Here is a 19,012-nt window from a genome sequence, read left to right as displayed (position 1 = left end):
TTTTGTTCATTATTAAACCGGAATATTTCATCCATGAATATTAATAACAAATTGCTATATTTCTTATCACATGTTAATGCGGCTTAATAACTTTATGGAGTACCTTTATACGGCATTAAAGGATTAATAAAGGAGGATAATAAAATGCAATGGATCATCGCTGTCTGGATCTCCAGACAATTTAAAAAGGTATAAAATGAATAAGTACATGCTCTTTCCTGCTTTATTGCTATGGGGTCTGGGCCTTCAGGCTCAGGACTCCCTGAAAATCAGGATCTACCCGGATTATGATAAAGTAGGTAAATTTCATCGTTTCCTCTTTGGAGAGAATTACAGGAAGGAATATGCGCAGGAAACCAAGGTTCCTGTGATTCGTCTTTCACAGATTAAAGGAGGCTTAACGCCGATAAAAAGGGGGGGAGGAAATCAGACACATTCTTTACGCCTGGAGGATAAACAAGGAAAAGAATGGGTGCTGAGAACAGTAGAGAAATATCCGGAAGTCCTTTTACCTGTGGAACTCAGACAGACTTTTGCAAAAGACATTATTAAAGACAATATGTCTGCACAACAACCTTTCTCTGCATTGGTGGTGCCTGTTTTTGCAGATGCAGCAGGAATTCCACATAGCAAGCCCATGATCGGATGGGTGGTTCCGGATGAAGTGCTTGGAGAATATGCAGAAGTCTTCGAAAATAGCTTATGCCTTTTAGAAGAAAGGGAACCCGAAGGGGATACGGACAATACCGAGAAAATGCTGAAGAAGTTAAATGACCATAACGACAACAGTGTAAATGCGGCTTTGTTATTAAAGGCAAAAGCTTTAGATGCCTTGCTTGGCGACTGGGACAGACATGAAGACCAGTGGAGGTGGATTCCTCAAAAGACAGATACGGGACTAAAATATATCGTCGTTCCCAGAGACCGGGATCAGGTATTCTATTTATCCCAGGGATTGATCCCTAAATTTGCACAGGCCTCCTGGTTATTGCCAATGATTCAGGGGTATGAACGGAACCTGCAAAACATCAATTGGTTTTTCTGGGAAGGAAGAAGTACCTATAACCGGATCTTCGGACAGCTTGACGAAGCGCAATGGAATGCAATTGTAAAAGAATTCTGTGCTTCCATGACCGATGAGGTTTTTGAAAAGGCATTGAAAAGATTGCCGGAGCCGGGCTATTCGCTTCGCCATGATCAATTACTGGCTCAATTGAAAGAAAGAAGAACACACCTGCCTGAAATGATGAACACTTATTATCATTTTATCAATAGGATTGTAGACATTCAGGGCAGCAATAAAAATGAACTGGTCAATGTGACGGATAACGGAGAAAAAGGGTTGACCGTTACCATGCATAAGCTGGCTAAAGATGGAAAACAGAAAGATTTGTTTTTCAGCAGGTCATACGATCCGGAGGTGACGAAAGAAATCCGCTTGTATGTGAGGGATGGAAATGATAGCCTGACACTAAACAACAAAAGCTCGGATATTAAACTTCGCATCATCAATGGGGAAGGAAATAAGCATTACAACATCCTGAACTCGAAACGCCGCGTTCCATTTTATGGAATGGAAGAAGGGCTTAGCTATTCGGGAGCGGAGTCGAGATTGAGCAAACACATCAGCAATGATACCAATAATACCCATTACGTAGCCACAGATCTGTATACGAGAAAGATGACTTTACTGAATGCAGGTTTTAATGCAGACGATGGGCTTTCTCTGGGGCTTTCTTTTAAAATGATGAGCCCGGGCTTCAGAAAACTGCCTTTTGGAAATATCCATTCTTTTTCCTTCCTGCATTCTTTTAAAAGTAATGCTTTTAGCTTTAGGTATTCCGGCGAATGGTTCCAGGCATTAGGTAAGGCGGATATCGTTTTACAGGCGACTGCTTTTGCACCTGAAAATTCTCAGAACTTCTTTGGCCTTGGAAATGAAAGTCCTTACCGCAAGGATGGGGAATACATTAAATATTACAGAGCAAGGTTCAGCTTGTATGAACTCGATCCGGCATTGCGCTGGAGGGTAAATAAGAATGTCTGGACCTTTGGCCCTTCATTTCAATATTACCGCTTCAACAAACACGACAATGCAGACCGCTTTATCAGCAACAGCAATTTGCTGCATTCGCCTGACAGTGCGATCATCGATGAAGATAAATTGTATGCCGGTTTGGCGCTGGGCTTTACCCGCAACACGAGAAATAACGATGTCTTGCCTTCTTCGGGTAATTTTATCGAAGCAAGGTTACGCGGTTATACTGGTTTGAACAGTGCTGCGGAATCTTCTGTCCAGCTTCAGGCGAGTTATGCTTTCTATCACCGCATAGGTGGGGGCAGACGCTTTGTTCTGACCGATAGGCTGGGCGGTGGGCTAACCTTTGGTAAGCAAGCCTTTTATCAGTCCAACTTTCTTGGCGGACAAGGGAATATGCTCGGTTTCCGTTCCTTCCGTTATGGCGGACAACATATGTTGTACAATAATCTGGAGCTCAGGGCGAAGGTGGCGAACATTGGTGGCTATATTTTGCCAGGTCAATTCGGCCTGACCGCCTTCTTTGATACAGGAAGAGTCTGGGAAAAGAACGATCATTCCGATGTTTGGCATTACAGTTACGGGGGAGGACTTTACTATGCTCCGGCCATTCTAACCGTCATACAGGCACAATTGGCACATTCAAAAGAGGGATATTACCCTTATATAACGATGAAATTCAGGTACTAAGAAAATTATATTTTATGAAATAACTGAAATGCAATTATTTATAATTACATTTGTACTTTAATTATAATAAAAAATACAATGCAAGAAGGAGTAGTAAAATTTTTTAATGAAACTAAAGGTTTCGGATTCATCGTTCCAAACTCGGGCGAAAGTGAAATCTTTGTTCATTCAACTGGCTTATTAGCCGACATCCGTGAGAACGATAAAGTTTCTTATGATGTTGAAGAAGGCCGTAAAGGTCTTAATGCAGTAAATGTTAAGGTGATTTAAATTTCCTCAATATAAATTGTGAAAACTGCCTTTTTTAAAAAGGCAGTTTTTTTTTGCCCTTTATTTTCCTGGCCCCTTCTAGAAAGGGCCAGGAAACCTGACTTTAAATACCATGCTTATTTTGATTTAAGTTGCGCGATTGCAGGTGCCTTAGCCAGTCCTTTGCTGGAAGACAGGAACATTTGTTCGGCCATTTTCTGATCATGGCCATAAATGTCGTCCCTGAAGTTTAAACGTCCGTTCTGATCTACCCAGGCCGTGAAATAGGTAATGAACACCGGAACCGGTTTTTTCACCCCCACCCAAATTTCTTTGGTAGACTTCATCGCCTTTGCGATTCTGTCTGCGGTCCATTCTTTCTGATCTGTTAAAAGATATTCTGCCAGTTTCACCGGTTGCGACAAACGGATACAACCATGGCTAAATGCCCGCTTCTCTTCTGCGAAGAGTGATTTTGCAGGAGTATCATGGAAATAGATGTCGTAACTGTTGGGGAAGAGGAACTTTACCCGGCCCAAAGAATTGTTATCTCCGGGCTTTTGACGAACCTGAGGTAATCCGTTACTGGTTCCGGTCTGTTCCATGTTTTTACTCGCCAGGTAGCGGCGGTTCCTTTTCATGGCTGGAAGAATTTCCGCTTTTACAATGCTGGCAGGAACATTCCAGTAAGGACTGAATACAATATTTCTCAGCTTATTGCTGAAAATCACCGTTTTATTGGCCGCTTTGCCAACCACAATTCCCATGCTCAGGGCGATTTCTTTATCTTCAAAAACGTGTAGCTGATAATCAGGGATATTGACCAGGATCCGTCTGCCAGCTGGCATTGCCGGCATCCAGCGCATGCGCTCCAGATTGATGAGCAATTTTTCTATGCGTTGTTGAACAGGGACGTTGAGTTCCTTGATCACAGCAGCGTCGATGTTTCCGGTCGCACGGTATCCAAATTGTTGTTGTGCCTGTTTAACGGCGGTCTTTAAGGCCAGATCGAACTCAGGAAGGGTATCACTTAAGCTGGTATCTCCAAGTTCAATGAGCCGTTGTCTGACCAATCTCACCGTCAGACCGGTATCTCCGGCTTTATACTTTTTCTGCTTTCCCAGCTCTATTTTTTCCCATTCTCCTTTTTTCTGCAGGGTATAATAGCGGAGTAATTCCTTTTTAAGGAGTTTATATTGCTGGTTTACAGGTTCCCAATCGTCTATTTTAGTGTCTTTATTTGCCATTAGGGAATCCAGCAGGAGGGTAGCATTCAGCTTTTTCCTTGGAATATGCCATTGTATCACTTCCGGATCTACTTTTCCGGCATAAGCATTGGCCACATAATTGAAAAAATGACGGGTCAACTGCAGATCCAGGCTCGCCAGGCTGCTATCTGCAGTTTTGAAAATGGTATCCTGTTTCATCAGCAATTCCATTTTCTGATGTAGGGCAGAATCGAGCATAGAGCTGTCCTGAAAATCGGCAACATAGTCCTTATTCAGGGTATAGAAAACCCTGGCCTGCTCTGTTAATCCTTTTTCTCCGACCCAGGCAAACTGGAAATTCCTGCTATTGTAAAAGTTTCTGAGGTATTGCGCGGCACTGTCTCCGAGCTGCTGACCGGAGATATAGCGTTCCATCTGCATACTGTCCAGTTCCAGCCTCGTCACGGCATTCTTTGGGGTAATGGTAATGTCTCTCTCTACTTTAGGTATTTTCTTTCTGTTGCAAGCTATAAATGCAATTGGAACGATGAGGAATAACAAAAGCCATTTTTTCATATCACAGCAGTTTTTCTAATTGTTTTTCTGTTTGTTTGTCAATGCTGAGCAGAAATTCGTCGATTCTGATCTTTAATAACTTGGTCATGTTGGCTGTTGGCATTCTTTTCAGAATCATTTTCGCTTTATCACTGCTGTTCAGGTAAGTGCCTTCCTGCTCATTGAAGAATAAGGTGCCTTGTTTAAACACACGTTCCTGACCTAAAAGGTCGTCTTTCATCGAAATAAACTGTAGCGGGTAGATTCTATGGGTTTTCTTTTCGTAAAGAATCCAGAAAAATACTTTGGAAAGATCGGTTTCAAAGTCAAAATTACGTCGTTTAATCTCGACGAGGGAGTTATAAGGGGTATTGAAGAAATATAGTATTTCAAATGTTTCGGACATATTTCTGGGAAATAGCTTTAAGGTAAATTGATTCCAGGCGAATATAGCTTTAAATATTCGGTCTTAAAATCGGATGTCTTCTGTTTTTATTTGTAATAATTTTCATTCCTTTACAATTTCAAACAAAACAGTAACAAAACCAAAGATGAGCGAAGAATTTTATCTTCATATTTTTAATAAACAAAAGGGTGTGGAAGCGGTTCCTTCCAACCAGGTGGTGGCTTCCTGGGCCATTAACCTGATGGACCTGATATATCCGGAACGTTCCACCGCTACGAAATATACGATTGCCGAAATTCAAGGGTTGTTTTCCGGTCTGGAAAGAGAACTGACGCAAATTTTAAATGCCACAAAGGCTTGTAAGAACTGTAATAATGAATTGATTTCCAAAGCTTTTTTTCAAGGTTTGCCGGAGTTGTACCGTAAAATGAATACCGATATCGCTTCCATCTTAAGTGGCGATCCGGCAGCAAAAAGTGAATTTGAAATCATTCGTACTTATCCGGGCTTCCTGGCGATTTCCATGTATCGCATTGCAAATGTTTTGCAGAAGTCTGATGTTCCTTTGATTCCCAGGATTCTTACGGAATATGCGCATTCCCAAACCGGAATAGACATCCATCCGGGAGCGGAAATCGGAGAGTATTTATATATAGATCATGGGACCGGAATCGTAATCGGAGAGACGACGGTGATTGGAGACCATGTTAAATTATATCAGGGCGTTACTTTAGGAGCGCTAAGTGTAGAAAAATACATGGCCAATACCAAGCGTCACCCTACGATAGAAGACCATGTGATCATCTATTCCGGAGCAACGATCCTGGGTGGAGAAACCATTATCGGCGACAATTCCATCATCGGTGGAAACGTATGGCTGACTAAAAGTGTGCCTCCACACTCCACAGTATACCACCAGTCGGCCATTAAAGTGATTGAAACAAAACATAAAGATTAATTATGGGAAATATTATAGAATTCGTCGGAAATACCCCTTTAGTAGAGATTCAGAAGTTACATTCCAATCCTGATGTTAAGATTTATGCGAAGCTGGAAGGCAACAACCCCGGCGGAAGTGTGAAAGACAGAGCTGCTTTAAACATGATCCGTTCTGCGATGGAACGTGGTGATGTTAAAAAAGGAACAAAGTTGATTGAAGCGACGAGTGGAAATACAGGAATCGCATTGGCGATGATTGCCAGCATCTATGACCTGGAAATTGAACTGGTGATGCCTTCAAATTCCACACGGGAACGCACCCTGACGATGGAAGCCTATGGTGCAAAAGTAACCTTACTGGAATCTATAGAGGTTTGTCGCGATTATGCCGAAGAAAAAGGAACACATGAAGGATATTTTCTTTTGAACCAGTTTGCAAACCCTGACAATTACCTGGCACACTATAAAACTACAGGTCCTGAGATCTGGAGAGATACCGATCAGAAAATTACCCATTTTGTGAGTTCTATGGGAACTACGGGAAGTATCATGGGCAATTCCATGTTTCTGAAAGAACAAAATCCGGAGATTCAGATTGTCGGTTGTCAGCCTACAGAAGAATCTTCGATCCCAGGAATCCGCAGGTGGCCAATTGAATACCTTCCTAAAATATTTGACCCTTCAAGAGTAGACCGTGTAATGGATGTTTCTCAAAAAGAGGCGACAGAAATGACCCGTAAACTGGCAAAAACAGAAGGCATTTTTGCTGGAATGAGCAGTGGTGGTGCATTGGCCTGTTCTCTGAAACTGGCTGCAGAGTTGAGTTCCGGAGTGATTGTATTCATTGCCTGTGATAGAGGAGACCGTTACCTGAGCAGCGAATTGTTCGGTTAATCGGCTTAAAAAATTAAGATTGGGCAGCGAGTCCTCACTCCCTATGTGTTGAATTACAATTCCCTCTCTCAAAAATTATAATTACTGCCCAATCTTATCTGTTCCTAAAATTAAACCATCCCTTTTGATGTTTAATGTTAGTACGGCCACATATTGATGTGGTCATATCCTATTAAACGTAATTTTTTTTCCGATATTTCTTGACTGCTCAAATTATAGCTTTTTGTTACACAATGATGAAGCCTGGTAAATGGGTATTTTACTGGTCCCACCACACCCTTGAGGTGAGTGCATCGCCTCCCGGAAGTCTCGAGACCGCTGCTTTATATTGGTCTGGGTTGTTTAAAATCTCTGTAGATAAATAGATCATTCTGCGCGGAATCGTACCATTGGTTACGTTTCCGGGATAGTTGACAGGAGTGAGGCGTGGATATCCTGATCTTTTCCAGTTGAGCCAGGCCTCAATGAAGTTAAAGGTCGTACCTGTGCTGATCCAATACTGCATATTGATCATTTCCAGTGATTTTTCTGTAGAAGACTGATCCAATTTCTGGGCCTTGACATAAGCGTTGACCTTTTCCATCGTAATATTTGCCTGAGGATCTACCTGTGCCAATGATTGCAGTGCCGCTTTAACGCCATTGCTAAAGTGTTCGGTTGCGCTGCCTTTGACCTTCCAGTTTCTTACTGCCGCTTCTGCAAGGAGCAATTCTGTCTCCCCATAAGTCATTAAAAATACCGGCCCCCCGAGTTTTAAATATACGGAAGTTCTGGGGCGGGAATATTTCCCTAAGGGAGCAAGATCAGTCCCATTGCCAGTTCCCCCCGGATATTCCGGATGGTTGCGGATGTCTGTTGTTCCGCCTAAAAGGTCATAACCATTTGGCAGACCTTTCTGAATCAGCGGGTCCGGGTTGCCGGAGAGATTTTGATTGTTGTTATTCGCAAAACCCTCGGCTGGAATCTCTCCTATGACAGATAACCTGGGGTCAGCTGTGTTTCTAAGCTGATCGATCAGCGTCTTGCTCCAGCGCACCTCTCTGTAATCGGAAAGTGTGCGCAAAGCAAGGGAAGTCCCATTCTGACTGTTAAAACTGGAAGCATCCATGCTGATAAAGGTATTGTCGTTGTTGTCCGTAAAAGTACCTCCGGCAGCCGCTTTTTCTGCCCATATTCTGGCTTTCTCCGGATCAACTTTCGTTAGCCTCATGGCGATTCTCAACATTAGGGAGTAGCCAAATTTGCGCCATTTCGTAAGGTCACCTTTGTAAAAGAGATCGGCAGTTACCCCAGGTGCTGCGGGGTCGAGGTTCTTGATTGCGGTTTCCAGGTCTGTTAACATGGAATTGTAAATGTCTTCCTGAGTATCGTAAACAGGATATTTTATCCCCTCTCTTGCTTTTCCTGCCTGGTGATAAGGAACATCACCATAGGTATCGGTAATGCGTTGCAAAATCATAACAAACACAATGTCTCCGATATTAATCAGGTTTTTATAAGCATTGGGATCTTTTTCTCTAGCCAGCCGCTGCATTTCGCGGATGCCGGAAGCTTCCGCATATCCTTCATCAAAAATCCTCCCCTGATAATCTGTGAAATTGGCCACATTGATGTATTTATCCCCGTTATTGTAGTAATAATAGGTAGAGGACAGCAGCTGCATCATGGTGCTCTGGTAAAGCAGCTGATAATATCCCTTATTGGCAAATTTTAGCTGTGCCGTAGGCAGCAGGAAGTTCGGATCAAAATTCTCCGGAGTGGATTTTGTCGGATCGGTATTGATGCGATCCAGTTCTCCTTTGGTACAGCCATAGAAACAACCGATGAAGCAACTTAAGCAAAGAAGAAAGGTCTTTTTCATTTGATCTTTATTTAAATTTAAAATTCAGGTTGATGCCAAAGGTTCTGGTAGAGGGCAATGATGCACCTTCAATCCCCGCATAATTGAGTTTTGGGGAAAACTCAGATTCAGGGTCTATATTTTTAGTGTACTTCAGCAAGGTAAACAGATTTCTTCCGACAAGGTCGATGTTGATCCCGCTAAAGGGCGTATTTCTGATCAGTTTTGCCGGCAGGGCATAACCTAGTGTAGCCTGTCTGAATTTTATAAAACTGCCATTTAAGACAGAAAGTGCAGAGATATTGGTGGCCAGCTGCGGGTAATAATTGTAAGCAGGAACATTGATGGTATTCACACTGCCATCTTCCATCACCCCATCTGCAATGACGCCGGTTTCCCTTCCGGGAAGGGTCGCCTTATTTAGGCCGGAGACATAGGAATAGTTTTCTGTAGCAGAGAGGATTTTATTACCAAATTTAAAGTCGACCAGAAAGGACAGGCTAAAGTTTTTATAAAAGAAGCTATTGCTGAATCCCCCGTAAATCCGGGGAAGGGTAGCGCCCATTGGCTTTAGTTCCCCTCGTTTCGGAACGCCGTCACTTCCAATAATGACCTTCCCGTTCGGGTCTCTTTTATAGTCGTAGGCCATAATCTGTGTAATGGATTTGCCCACCACCATAGCGGTATTGGCATTTAGGGGGCGATAGGTTCCGGTAAGGGAATAGCGGCTGCTGCCATCTATGGATAAAAGTACATTGTGAATGTGACTGAGGTTAAAGCCGGATTTCCATTTAAAGTTTTCTCCGGCAACCGGAATCCCCTGAATGGTGATTTCTGTACCTTCATTTTTCGTTTTCCCCAAGTTGACATAAGCGGAAGTAAATCCGGTAGTGACCGACTGAATCGCACTTACAATCTCATTATGTGTGCTTCTTTGAAACCAGGTCAGGTCCAGATCTAACCGATTGTTAAAGAAGCGGAGGTTGACTCCCGTTTCAAACTCATTTAAGGTAAAGGGCCTTAAATTATAGTTCGGAAGACTGCGGTCGTAATCTCCAAGCGGGGTTCCGTTTACGGAACTTTGTGTCGTATAATAGGTTTGTGTGATATAAGGCTGTGCAGGTTCACCACTGGTTTTGGCAAAGCTGGCCCTGATCTTCCCATAACTCAGCGCTTTCGATTTGAGGAGGTCTGAGAAGATGAAACTTCCGGAAACACCGGGAACAAAAAGCCCTCTGTTATTGCCAGGTAGGGTGGAGTAGACATCGTATCTTCCTGTGGAGGAAAGGTTCAGCAACCTTTTATAGTTCAGGTCAAAGGTATAATAGGCCGATTGTGTGACGAGTCTGGCCAGGGTATAGGTGTCGGTCCTGGTCACAAGGTTAGAAGGAGTATACAGATAAGGGGTATTAAACTGATTCCCCTTGGAGTCAGATAATTCACCTTCCCGGTTCCGGTAATTTGCTCCGACAGAAACGTCCAGGTTCAGGTCTTTCAGGATGTCTTTGTTGACTGCAAGAAGAATGTCACTGTTCAATTCTGAAGTCTGAATCTTCTGAAAAGCGTTCAGCCCACCCTGTCCGTTAATGGAAAATGATGCTCCGGTGGGGATGATGCTCACAATCTGATCATTGCTGATGTCGTAACCTAACCTTCCCTGCAGGTACAGCCAATCTGTAAATTTATACTTCAGGGAAGTAGAGGTAATGAAGCGGTTCCGCTTCGAAAGGTCTCTTCCTCTATTCAGTATAAAGTAAGGATTGGTCTTATACTCATCATCGTTCCACCTCATTTCTCTTCCTGTTATCGGATCATAACCTGGAGATAAGGCAATTTGGTTTGCGCTATTCGCCAGGCTGGCGATTCCATAATTGGGATTTAAGGTTCCGTCGCTCAGGTAAGACCTGTTTTTATTGTTCTCATTGATGTAATTTCCATTGAAAGCAACAGTCAGGTGTTTATTAAGGTCGTAGGAGGTAAAGAGGTTTACTGTTTTCCTGTTCAGGTGTCCGTTTTTCAAAATAGATTGATAATCCAGATTGGCGGCCGACAACCGGAACATGCTTTTTTCGTTTGCCCCGCTCAGGGAAACGGTATTGGTAAAAGCCGGAGCAGTACGGTAGAATTTTTCTATGTTGTCTTTTACCGCACTGTAAGGATATGTTTTCCCGTCAAACTGGATCGTAGGGGCGCCATCGAGTTTTTCGCCCCAACTGGAAGATCCGGAAGCGATGGCTGCAGCAATGTTTCCCGGTCTTCTGTTTTGTGTTCCTTGTCCATAGACGTATTGGAAGTCGGTATTTTTATAGGGGCTGTCGAAAGAAAGATTGGTGTTGTATTCAATACTGCCTGAATTTTTAACTCCTTTTTTTATCGTGATGATGATGACCCCATTTGCCGCACGTGCACCATAGAGTGCAGAGGCGGCTGAGCCTTTTAATACGGTGATCGTTTCTACATCATCGGGATTAATGTTGCTGATTCCATCGCCGTAATCGGCACCACCATACTCATTGACATTCCCTCTTTGTGTGTTGTCTATCGGCACACCATTGACCACAAATAAAGGAGAACCTGCATTCATGCTCGCTGCACCACGCAGTAAAATTCTGGCAGAAGAAGAGGGGCCACCATACACACCGCTGATATTTAATCCTGCAATTTGTCCTTCTAAGCTATAGATCAGATTGGATTCCCTGGCTTTGCTCAGCTCTGCGCCGGAAATGGTAGAAATGGCATAACCGATCTTTCGTTCTTCTTTCCTGATGTCAAGGGCCGTAACCACGACTTCATCCAGTTCATTTGTCTTAGCGATCAGGTTAACCTGAAGTTGAGTTTGCACACCGACAGGGATTTCCTTCTTAAAATAACCGACCTGAGAGGCCTGGACAATGGTGTTGGGGAACACGGGAATGGTAAATTCTCCTTTTGCATCGCTGGTGGTAGAGAAATCACTCCCTTTTACCTTTATGGAGGTGCCGGGAAGCACTTGTCCGCTTTCATTCAGCACTGTTCCTTTAAGCATTCGGGTATTTACCTCAGCATTACGTGGGCGTATGACGATTAAATTGTTGGGCAGAACTTTATAAGTGTAGTTGGAATTGGCCAGGATCTGATCCAGAACCTTTAAAGCATTTTCGTTTTTAACCTGGATGTTAATCTTGTTTACAGGAATTTTGCGTTCACTAAAAATAAAGTGATAAGACGTTTGCTTTTGTATGGCATCAATCACCTTTTTGAAATCCGCTGATTTAAAGCTGAGGCTTACTTTATGCTGTGCTGCGTCTTCAGATTGTGAATAGCCGGATAAAGAGCCAACAAGCGTCAAGAAAATGACCATCCACCCAATTAGCTTCATTATAAATTTATATTTGATATCCCTGGTTCCCGGAACGTATTCCGCTTGCCAAATTAGTAAATATAAACAGTTTTGTCTTGTATTTTATAACGAAATGGTTCAATAAGTTGCAGCGCTTTCAAAGCTTGAGAGATATTTTCCTTTTCAAAGAATCCTGTGAACCTGCTGTTTTTTAAACTTTCATTTTTAAAGACGATCTGCAGGCCATACCATCTGGAAAGGCTGTTAGCGAGCAGGTCAAAAGTTTCATTCTTAAAAACCAGTTTATGGTTCATCCATGAAGTTTCGGTATCATTTAAAGGGATAATGCTGTACAGTGGGGAATCAGCCGCGTTCTTTGCCTGATGCTGAAGGCTGAACTTTTCCGAAGGTTTCAGCAGGATTTGTTTTTCAGGCAGGTCATTTATGCTGACCTGAATGGCGCCTGTGATTAAGGTTGCTTCTGTATGCGGATCATTTTTATAGGCCTTTACGTCGAAAGTCGTTCCGAGGACTTTGATGTTTATCTTTTCCGTATGGATGATAAAAGGATGTTCTGCATCTTTTTTAACGTCAAAGAAGGCTTCTCCGCTCAGGTAAACTTCTCTGTGATCTCCTTTGAATTCGGCAGGGTACTTCAACTGCGTTTCCGAGTTTAAAGTCACGATTGTTCCGTCTGCGAGGGTGATTTTTGAGGTCAGGCGGCTTGGGGTATTTATTTCTTTCCAGACCAATACGGATTCAGCCTGACTGCTTATTTTTTTCGTGTAAAGCTGATATCCTCCAAAGGAGCAGATGCATAAGGCTAAAACGGCTGCAATGCGATACCAATTGCCAAACCTGTTTTTTGAAACCGGGATTTCCAGGGATTCCGGATTTTCTATTCTTGCTTTGATCTTTTCAAAAAGAGGCATTGCATCTTCTTCCTCCACTTCATCGGATTGGAAATAACTGCTTAAAGACTCATATTCCTGCCTGTAGGCTGCATTTCCTTCCAGCAAAAGCATAAATTCTTTATGTTCTTCCATGGAAATCTCATCTGCCAGTTTTTTGCCAAGCAATTCTGTAAATCTTTGATCAGTCATTTTTGTACTGTATTATCTGTGTTGTTTGTATGTTAAATATAAGGTTCCTGTTTTTTCTAAAATTGCCTACAATGGACTAAAAAATAGTGTATTATCCCCAAAAGCATAACCAGATTAACCAGGTCATTGCTGCTGCTTTTTCTGTGATCCAGTTCATGATAGGCAGCAAGAATAATCCGTAGTTTGGTAATTGCCCGGAAAAGCTGGGTTTGTACCGTTCGTGGTGAGATCTTCAGAATTTCAGCGACCTCTTTATACTTCATCCCATTTTCTTTGATCAGCTTGAACACCATTCTAGCCTGAGCAGGAAGGGTATCAATGGCGGTATTCAGTTTTATGTGCAGCTCTTTCCTTTCCAATTCCTTTGAAGGATCGGTATGGTCCTGAAATTGGAATTCCTGCTGCGCTTCGATCTCTACCAGATGAACATTGCTGTATTTTCTGAGGTGCTTTAAAGATTGATTTTTTACGGCAACAAAGAGATAGGTTTCCGGATTAAGAACATGGGTGCTTTCCTTCCGGTTTTGCCAGCATTTCACAAATACTTCTGAAACAATCTCTTCGGCTACTTCTTTCTGCGATACATAATAGACTGAAAACTTCAGCAGCTTAGCTCCTAAGGCGCGGTACAAAGCCTCGAAAGATTTCAGATCATCTTCGACGCAAATCTTTGTCCACAGACCAGATAAGTCAGGCTTTACGATTTTCAAGTGCTTTATTTTAGGCTAATTATCCATCGCAAGATAGGGATTAAAAATAATCTTCAAAAAAAATGAATTCCTTGTAGGCATTTTATTTCCAAATGGGGTCTCTACCATTATACCACCTTATTATGTATTAAGGTAAAACGGTATAGCTAACCAATTATTAAACCTAACCGTATCAATGGAGATGAGAAAACCATTACAACTGACGTGTTTATTACTTTACGCATCGGCCAATCTTTTTGCTGGTGTAAAGTCGGATAAATTAAAGAGCTTCCCGACGCTCAGAATTTCCTCTGATCATGAAATGGCATTCAGATCACATTTTCAGGAAACCATTAAAGGAACTGTAAAAGACGAGGCCGGGGTGACCTTGCCAGGCGTATCGGTAAAGGTCAAAGGATCGCAGCTGGCCACACAAACGAATGTTTCCGGACAATATGGAATCACCGCCAAAGCAGGCGATGTATTGGTGTTTTCTTATGTGGGATATGCGGTGAAAGAAATTACCGTAGGCACTCAGGGAACGATTGACGTGATCCTGAACAGCAATTCGCAAAACCTGGAGACGGTGGTGGTCACCGCCCTGGGTATTAAAAAATCAAGTAGGGCAACAACTTATGCCACACAACAGGTAGAAGGCAGCGAGCTGACCAAGTCCAAAGAAACCAATTTGGTGAACTCTTTGAATGGTAAAGTTGCCGGTCTGACCATTTCCCGCAGTTCATCAGGAGTAGGTGGTTCTGCAAAGGTGATTCTAAGAGGAAACAAATCTGCCGCAGGCAGCAATCAGGCCTTGTATGTGATTGATGGAGTTCCAATGAACAACAATACTTCAGGTGAGCCTATTTCCAATACCGGAGGTGCTTCTACAGGGCAGCCTAACTCTGCGTTTGGAGGAAGTAATTCCTATGATGGAGGCGACCCGATTTCCAATATGAATCCAGAGGATATCGCCAGCGTTTCTATCCTTAAAGGTGCTTCTGCTGCTGCCTTGTATGGTAGCCAGGCTGCAAATGGAGTGATCATTATCACCACTAAATCAGGAGAAGCAGGGAAAGCAAAAGTCAATTTCTCCTCTTCTTTCAGCTTAGATGAGGTGGCTTATACGCCGGAATTTCAAACCACTTACGGACAGAGCACGGCAGGTGCTGCCCAGAGCTGGGGGCCGGCAGTGTCAGGTGTCTCCAACAATAAGAAAGGTTATTTTCAAACTGGAAAGAACTGGACCAATGCGATCAGTCTATCTGCCGGATCTGAAAAGTTGCAGACTTATTTTTCTTATGCAAACACAACGGCTACCGGAATTCAGCCAAAGAATGAGTTGAGCCGTCATAATGTGAATTTAAAAGAAACAGGGAGTTTCTTTGATGATAAGCTAACCGTAACCGGGAACGTAAACTACGTGAAGCAACAGATCAACAACTCTCCAAATGCGGGTCTTTATTTTAACCCATTAACAGGCTTATACCTGTTTCCACAGGGATTAGATCTGGCATCCTACAAAAACAATTTTGAAACATTTGATCCGGGAAGGAACTTAAATACGCAAAACTGGCCTTTTAAAGATGACATTCAGCAAAACCCATGGTGGATTGGAAACAGAAACCAAAATGTACTGAACAGAGATCGCTTAATGTTAAGTGTGAGTGCCAAGTATAAAGTAAATCCCTGGTTAGATGTTCAGGCACGTGGAAGTATGGATAACTATACAGACAAGTATGAACAACGCCTTTATGCAGGAACGTCAACGGTGTTAACCGGTGCAAACGGAGGATTGAACTTTAGAAACAACACCTCTAAACAACAATATGCAGACGTGATTGCCAATATTAATGTTCCTTTGGAAAAGTTTAAAATTTCAGGTACAATAGGTAGCAGTATCCAGGATTTTAATGATCAGGGAACAATCTTTAACTCCGGATCTACAGGACTTAACATTCCAAATAAGTTTGCAATCCAGAATTTTGCAGTATTTGATCCCCTGAGTTCAGGCAATACTGCCAAGCATAAACAACTACGTTCCGTATTTGCCAGTGCAAGTTTTGCGTTCGACAACTGGATCAATTTAGACCTGACAGCCCGTAACGACTGGTCTTCTGCTTTAGCGTTCACCAATAAAATGTCTTTCTTCTATCCATCAGCGGGGATTAACTTCATTATCAATGAGAAATTGGGCTTACCAGAATGGGTGAGTTTTGCCAAGGTTCGCGGTTCTTATGCTGAAGTGGGAAATGATGTGCCGGAATATGTAACCAATATCATGAATTCTTATGGTGCAGGTGGCGCAGTGAATACACCAACTTCATCTTCATTCAATACTTTAAAACCAGAAAACACCAAATCGATTGAATTGGGTACAGAATGGAGGTTTTTAAACAATAGGTTGAATTTTGATTTTACCTATTATAAAACAAATACCAAAAACCAATTCCTGATTGCAAACGCATCACAGGTGTCTTTATTTGATAAATATTACTTTAATGCCGGAGATATCCAAAACCAGGGTGTGGAGGTGATTTTAGGTTATGATGTATTGGGCGAATCTGAACTGAAGTGGAAAACAGGAATCAATTATTCCATGAACAGGAACAAGGTATTGAAACTGGCGCCGAACATTACTGAATTTACTTTAAGTGGTTCTTCAGGAGCAAGTTTTGTATCTAAATTTAAAGAAGGCGGATCTTATGGAGATATCTATGGTTCTTCGTTACAACATGATGCCCAGGGAAGGGTAATGATTGATGCAGGAGGAAATCCAATTGTAAAAGAAGGTGGAAATTCTACTTACCTGGGAAATGCCAATCCAAGATGGCAGCTGGGATGGAACAACAGTTTCAATTATAAGGATTTCTCTTTGAGCTTCCTGTTTGATGGTAAGTTCGGTGGTAAAGTGATGTCTGTAACAGAATCTACAATGGAAGGTTATGGCGTAGCTAAAGTTACCGGAACTGCACGTGATCAGGGCGGCGTTAATGTAAATGGAGTAGATCCTTCAGGAAATCCTGTTTCCAAAGTAGATGCTGCCAAATGGTATAATAAAGTAGGTGGCAGAGATGGTGTTTCGAGTGAGCACATGTACAATGCAACGGTGGTTCGTTTGAGAGAATTGTCTTTCGGCTATACTGTGCCTATGAAACAAGGCTTTATTAAAAGCTTAAAGTTATCCCTTACCGGTAGAAATCTCTTCTATGTGTATAAGAAAGCCCCTTTCGATCCGGAGTTGAGCATGTCTACTGCTAACGGTCTAGCTGGTGTGGATGTTTTCATGCCACCGGCAACAAGAAACTATGGCTTCTCTCTAAATGCTAACTTTTAATCACCTTCTAAGATCAAGAAAATGAAAACGAAATTCAATAGATCAATTCATACCAATAAACTGCGTTTGCTTGGAGCAGTATGCCTGGCCGTCCTGACGACCAGCTCCTGCAAGAAGAACTTTGAGGACATCAATACCAATCCGATCGGAGTTTCCGACAAAGACCTTATTTCTGATTATAATGACCTTAAATTTTTCTTTCAACAGGAACAACGCGCCATTATCAATTTCTCTGGCGGAGGGGACCCCAACTCTTATCAGCTTCAGCAAAACCTGAATGCGGATATTTTCTCCGGCTATTTTATGGCACCAAATGCATTTGGTGGTGGTGGAAATAATACCAATTATTTCATGAAAACAGGTTGGAATGGGGAAGCTTTCAAAGTAGCTTACCTGAATGTAATGGCCAACGTCGTTAAATTGAAAAATAATGGAATAGACCAGGCTTATCCTTCTGTATGGGCGGTATCTCAATTGATAAAGGTGACTGCTATGAGCAGGTTGACCGATATTTATGGCCCCATTCCATACAGCACTGTAGGGTTAAAAACAGATAATCCGTATGATAGCCAAAAGGATATTTATAACAAATTCTTTGCTGAACTTGACGATGCCCAGGCTAAAATTAAAGCTTTCGTTGATGCAGGTAAGCCACTGCCTTTCAAGTTTAATGAATTTGACCTGGTTTATGGCGGCAATTTCGACTCCTGGTTGAAATTCTCCAATTCCCTGCGCCTTCGTCTGGCCCTGCGTATTGTGAAAATTGATGCAGCAAAAGCACGGTTAGAAGCAGAAAAAGCAATGAACCCTACAAATGGAGGTTTGTTGAGTACGCCTTCACAGAATATGTCTGTGAAAGTTACTGGCGCTGGATTCACAAACCCATTGGTGTACATCTCTTCGAAATGGAATGACATCAGAATGGGGGCTGCAATAGAATCTTATTTGTCTGGTTATGCAGATCCAAGATTGCCGAAATACTTTGATAAAGCGACAGGTGCAACTGTAGCTGGTACTTATAAAGGTATTCGCATAGGTTCTGATATGTCCGACAGAGAAACGTATCAAGGCTATTCCGTCATCAATGTAAGTGACGGTTCCAGCCCTTCTTTTTCACTAAGCAGCCCGGTTCAGCTGATGACAGCTGCTGAGGTGTATTTTCTTTGTGCGGAAGCCGCATTAAGGGGATGGTCGGCAGGAGGTTCTGCTCAGAGTTTTTATGAATCCGGAATTAAAACTTCATTTGAACAATGGAAAGCAGGTGATGCAAGCAGCTATATTGGCAATAATACCAATAAGCCTGCCGGATATACCGATCCAAGAAATGCCGCAAACAATGCAACTGCAATTGCAACCACTACTGTAAAATGGAACGAGGCAGCTTCGAATGAAGAGAAACTGGAGAAAATCATTACTCAGAAATGGCTGGCCGTTTTTCCTGAAGGACTGGAAGCCTGGTCTGAATACCGTCGTACCGGTTATCCTAAACTATTTCCTGTAGTAACAAATAGCAGTGGTGGAACCATTGATACAGATATCCAGATTCGCAGACTTCCATATCCTCAGAATGAGTATGATACGAATGCTGCTGAATTGAACAAAGGAATCCAGCTATTGGGAGGCCAGGACAATGGAGGTACCCGATTGTGGTGGGATGTGAAGAAAGGAAATTTTTAGATAACGATTAAAATACTTGTCATGCAGCGTGTACACCATCTGTACCCTTCATCCCCCGTTGTTGGTGCTGC

General features: G+C 42.5%; 12 protein-coding genes. 6 read left to right on the top strand and 6 right to left on the bottom strand.

The annotated features are described in order from the left end of the window. Window positions 1–196: 196 nt before the first annotated feature. Together AAFF35_RS19695 and AAFF35_RS19690 are read left to right on the top strand one after the other, a co-directional pair. The gene (locus tag AAFF35_RS19695; RefSeq protein ID WP_342328246.1) at window positions 197–2,728 is read left to right on the top strand and encodes a BamA/TamA family outer membrane protein; all 2,532 of its coding nucleotides are present in this window, start codon (window positions 197–199) and stop codon (window positions 2,726–2,728) included. A gap of 78 nt (window positions 2,729–2,806) precedes the next feature. Beyond that, window positions 2,807–2,998 carry a cold-shock protein gene (locus AAFF35_RS19690; RefSeq protein ID WP_062549601.1) on the top strand — a complete coding sequence of 64 codons (192 nt, stop codon included), beginning with the start codon at window positions 2,807–2,809 and terminating at the stop codon, window positions 2,996–2,998. 116 nt (window positions 2,999–3,114) lie between these two features. Here AAFF35_RS19690 and AAFF35_RS19685 read toward each other — a convergent pair whose 3' ends face one another. Together AAFF35_RS19685 and AAFF35_RS19680 are read right to left on the bottom strand one after the other, a co-directional pair. Beyond that, complete coding sequence (locus tag AAFF35_RS19685; protein ID WP_342328244.1) at window positions 3,115–4,761, bottom strand: L,D-transpeptidase family protein; 1,647 nt, start codon at window positions 4,759–4,761, stop codon at window positions 3,115–3,117. 1 nt (window position 4,762) lies between these two features. Beyond that, complete coding sequence (locus AAFF35_RS19680) at window positions 4,763–5,146, bottom strand: hypothetical protein (RefSeq protein WP_342328243.1); 384 nt, start codon at window positions 5,144–5,146, stop codon at window positions 4,763–4,765. A 145-nt stretch (window positions 5,147–5,291) separates the two neighbouring features. Between AAFF35_RS19680 and epsC the strand changes: the two genes are divergently transcribed. Further along, complete coding sequence (gene epsC, locus AAFF35_RS19675) at window positions 5,292–6,104, top strand: serine O-acetyltransferase EpsC (protein ID WP_342328242.1); 813 nt, start codon at window positions 5,292–5,294, stop codon at window positions 6,102–6,104. 2 nt (window positions 6,105–6,106) lie between these two features. After that, window positions 6,107–6,979, top strand: coding sequence for a cysteine synthase CysM (gene cysM, locus AAFF35_RS19670; RefSeq protein WP_342328241.1), 873 nt, complete (start codon window positions 6,107–6,109; stop codon window positions 6,977–6,979). A gap of 259 nt (window positions 6,980–7,238) precedes the next feature. Here the strand turns inward: cysM and AAFF35_RS19665 are convergent, their stop codons facing one another. Genes AAFF35_RS19665 through AAFF35_RS19650 form a run of 4 tightly spaced genes read right to left on the bottom strand, consistent with a single transcriptional unit; the run spans window position 7,239 to window position 13,951 of the window. Further along, window positions 7,239–8,840 carry a SusD/RagB family nutrient-binding outer membrane lipoprotein gene (locus AAFF35_RS19665; protein ID WP_342328240.1) on the bottom strand — a complete coding sequence of 534 codons (1,602 nt, stop codon included), beginning with the start codon at window positions 8,838–8,840 and terminating at the stop codon, window positions 7,239–7,241. A gap of 7 nt (window positions 8,841–8,847) precedes the next feature. After that, a complete protein-coding gene (locus AAFF35_RS19660; protein ID WP_342328239.1) occupies window positions 8,848–12,177 on the bottom strand; it encodes a SusC/RagA family TonB-linked outer membrane protein in 3,330 nt (1,109 codons plus the stop codon). Between the two features lie 53 nt (window positions 12,178–12,230). Then, on the bottom strand, window positions 12,231–13,241 hold the full coding sequence (locus AAFF35_RS19655; RefSeq protein WP_342328238.1) for a FecR family protein: 1,011 nt from the start codon (window positions 13,239–13,241) through the stop codon (window positions 12,231–12,233). A 56-nt stretch (window positions 13,242–13,297) separates the two neighbouring features. Continuing rightward, the gene (locus AAFF35_RS19650) at window positions 13,298–13,951 is read right to left on the bottom strand and encodes an RNA polymerase sigma-70 factor (RefSeq protein ID WP_342328237.1); all 654 of its coding nucleotides are present in this window, start codon (window positions 13,949–13,951) and stop codon (window positions 13,298–13,300) included. A 181-nt stretch (window positions 13,952–14,132) separates the two neighbouring features. On the opposite strand from AAFF35_RS19650, the gene AAFF35_RS19645 reads away from it, so the two are divergent. Both AAFF35_RS19645 and AAFF35_RS19640 read left to right on the top strand, forming a co-directional pair. Beyond that, entirely contained in the window at window positions 14,133–17,264 is a 3,132-nt protein-coding gene (locus AAFF35_RS19645) for a SusC/RagA family TonB-linked outer membrane protein (protein WP_342328236.1), read from the top strand. Window positions 17,265–17,285: 21 nt separating this feature from the next. After that, window positions 17,286–18,941 carry a RagB/SusD family nutrient uptake outer membrane protein gene (locus AAFF35_RS19640; RefSeq protein ID WP_342328235.1) on the top strand — a complete coding sequence of 552 codons (1,656 nt, stop codon included), beginning with the start codon at window positions 17,286–17,288 and terminating at the stop codon, window positions 18,939–18,941. The last annotated feature ends 71 nt before the right edge of the window (window positions 18,942–19,012 follow it).

The organism is Pedobacter sp. FW305-3-2-15-E-R2A2 (assembly GCF_038446955.1).
GTDB lineage: Bacteria > Bacteroidota > Bacteroidia > Sphingobacteriales > Sphingobacteriaceae > Pedobacter.
The sequence above is the reverse complement of the archived record's forward strand: the minus strand, read 5'-3'. Positions and strand labels throughout refer to the sequence as shown.

Coding starts and splice junctions, on each gene's coding strand:
- AAFF35_RS19680 (WP_342328243.1), bottom strand. CDS start 5,146: ATGTCCGAAACATTTGAAATACTATATTTCTTCAATACCCCTTATAAC.
- AAFF35_RS19655 (WP_342328238.1), bottom strand. CDS start 13,241: ATGACTGATCAAAGATTTACAGAATTGCTTGGCAAAAAACTGGCAGAT.
- AAFF35_RS19665 (WP_342328240.1), bottom strand. CDS start 8,840: ATGAAAAAGACCTTTCTTCTTTGCTTAAGTTGCTTCATCGGTTGTTTC.
- AAFF35_RS19690 (WP_062549601.1), top strand. CDS start 2,807: ATGCAAGAAGGAGTAGTAAAATTTTTTAATGAAACTAAAGGTTTCGGA.
- AAFF35_RS19645 (WP_342328236.1), top strand. CDS start 14,133: ATGAGAAAACCATTACAACTGACGTGTTTATTACTTTACGCATCGGCC.
- AAFF35_RS19640 (WP_342328235.1), top strand. CDS start 17,286: ATGAAAACGAAATTCAATAGATCAATTCATACCAATAAACTGCGTTTG.
- AAFF35_RS19685 (WP_342328244.1), bottom strand. CDS start 4,761: ATGAAAAAATGGCTTTTGTTATTCCTCATCGTTCCAATTGCATTTATA.
- epsC (WP_342328242.1), top strand. CDS start 5,292: ATGAGCGAAGAATTTTATCTTCATATTTTTAATAAACAAAAGGGTGTG.
- cysM (WP_342328241.1), top strand. CDS start 6,107: ATGGGAAATATTATAGAATTCGTCGGAAATACCCCTTTAGTAGAGATT.
- AAFF35_RS19660 (WP_342328239.1), bottom strand. CDS start 12,177: ATGAAGCTAATTGGGTGGATGGTCATTTTCTTGACGCTTGTTGGCTCT.
- AAFF35_RS19695 (WP_342328246.1), top strand. CDS start 197: ATGAATAAGTACATGCTCTTTCCTGCTTTATTGCTATGGGGTCTGGGC.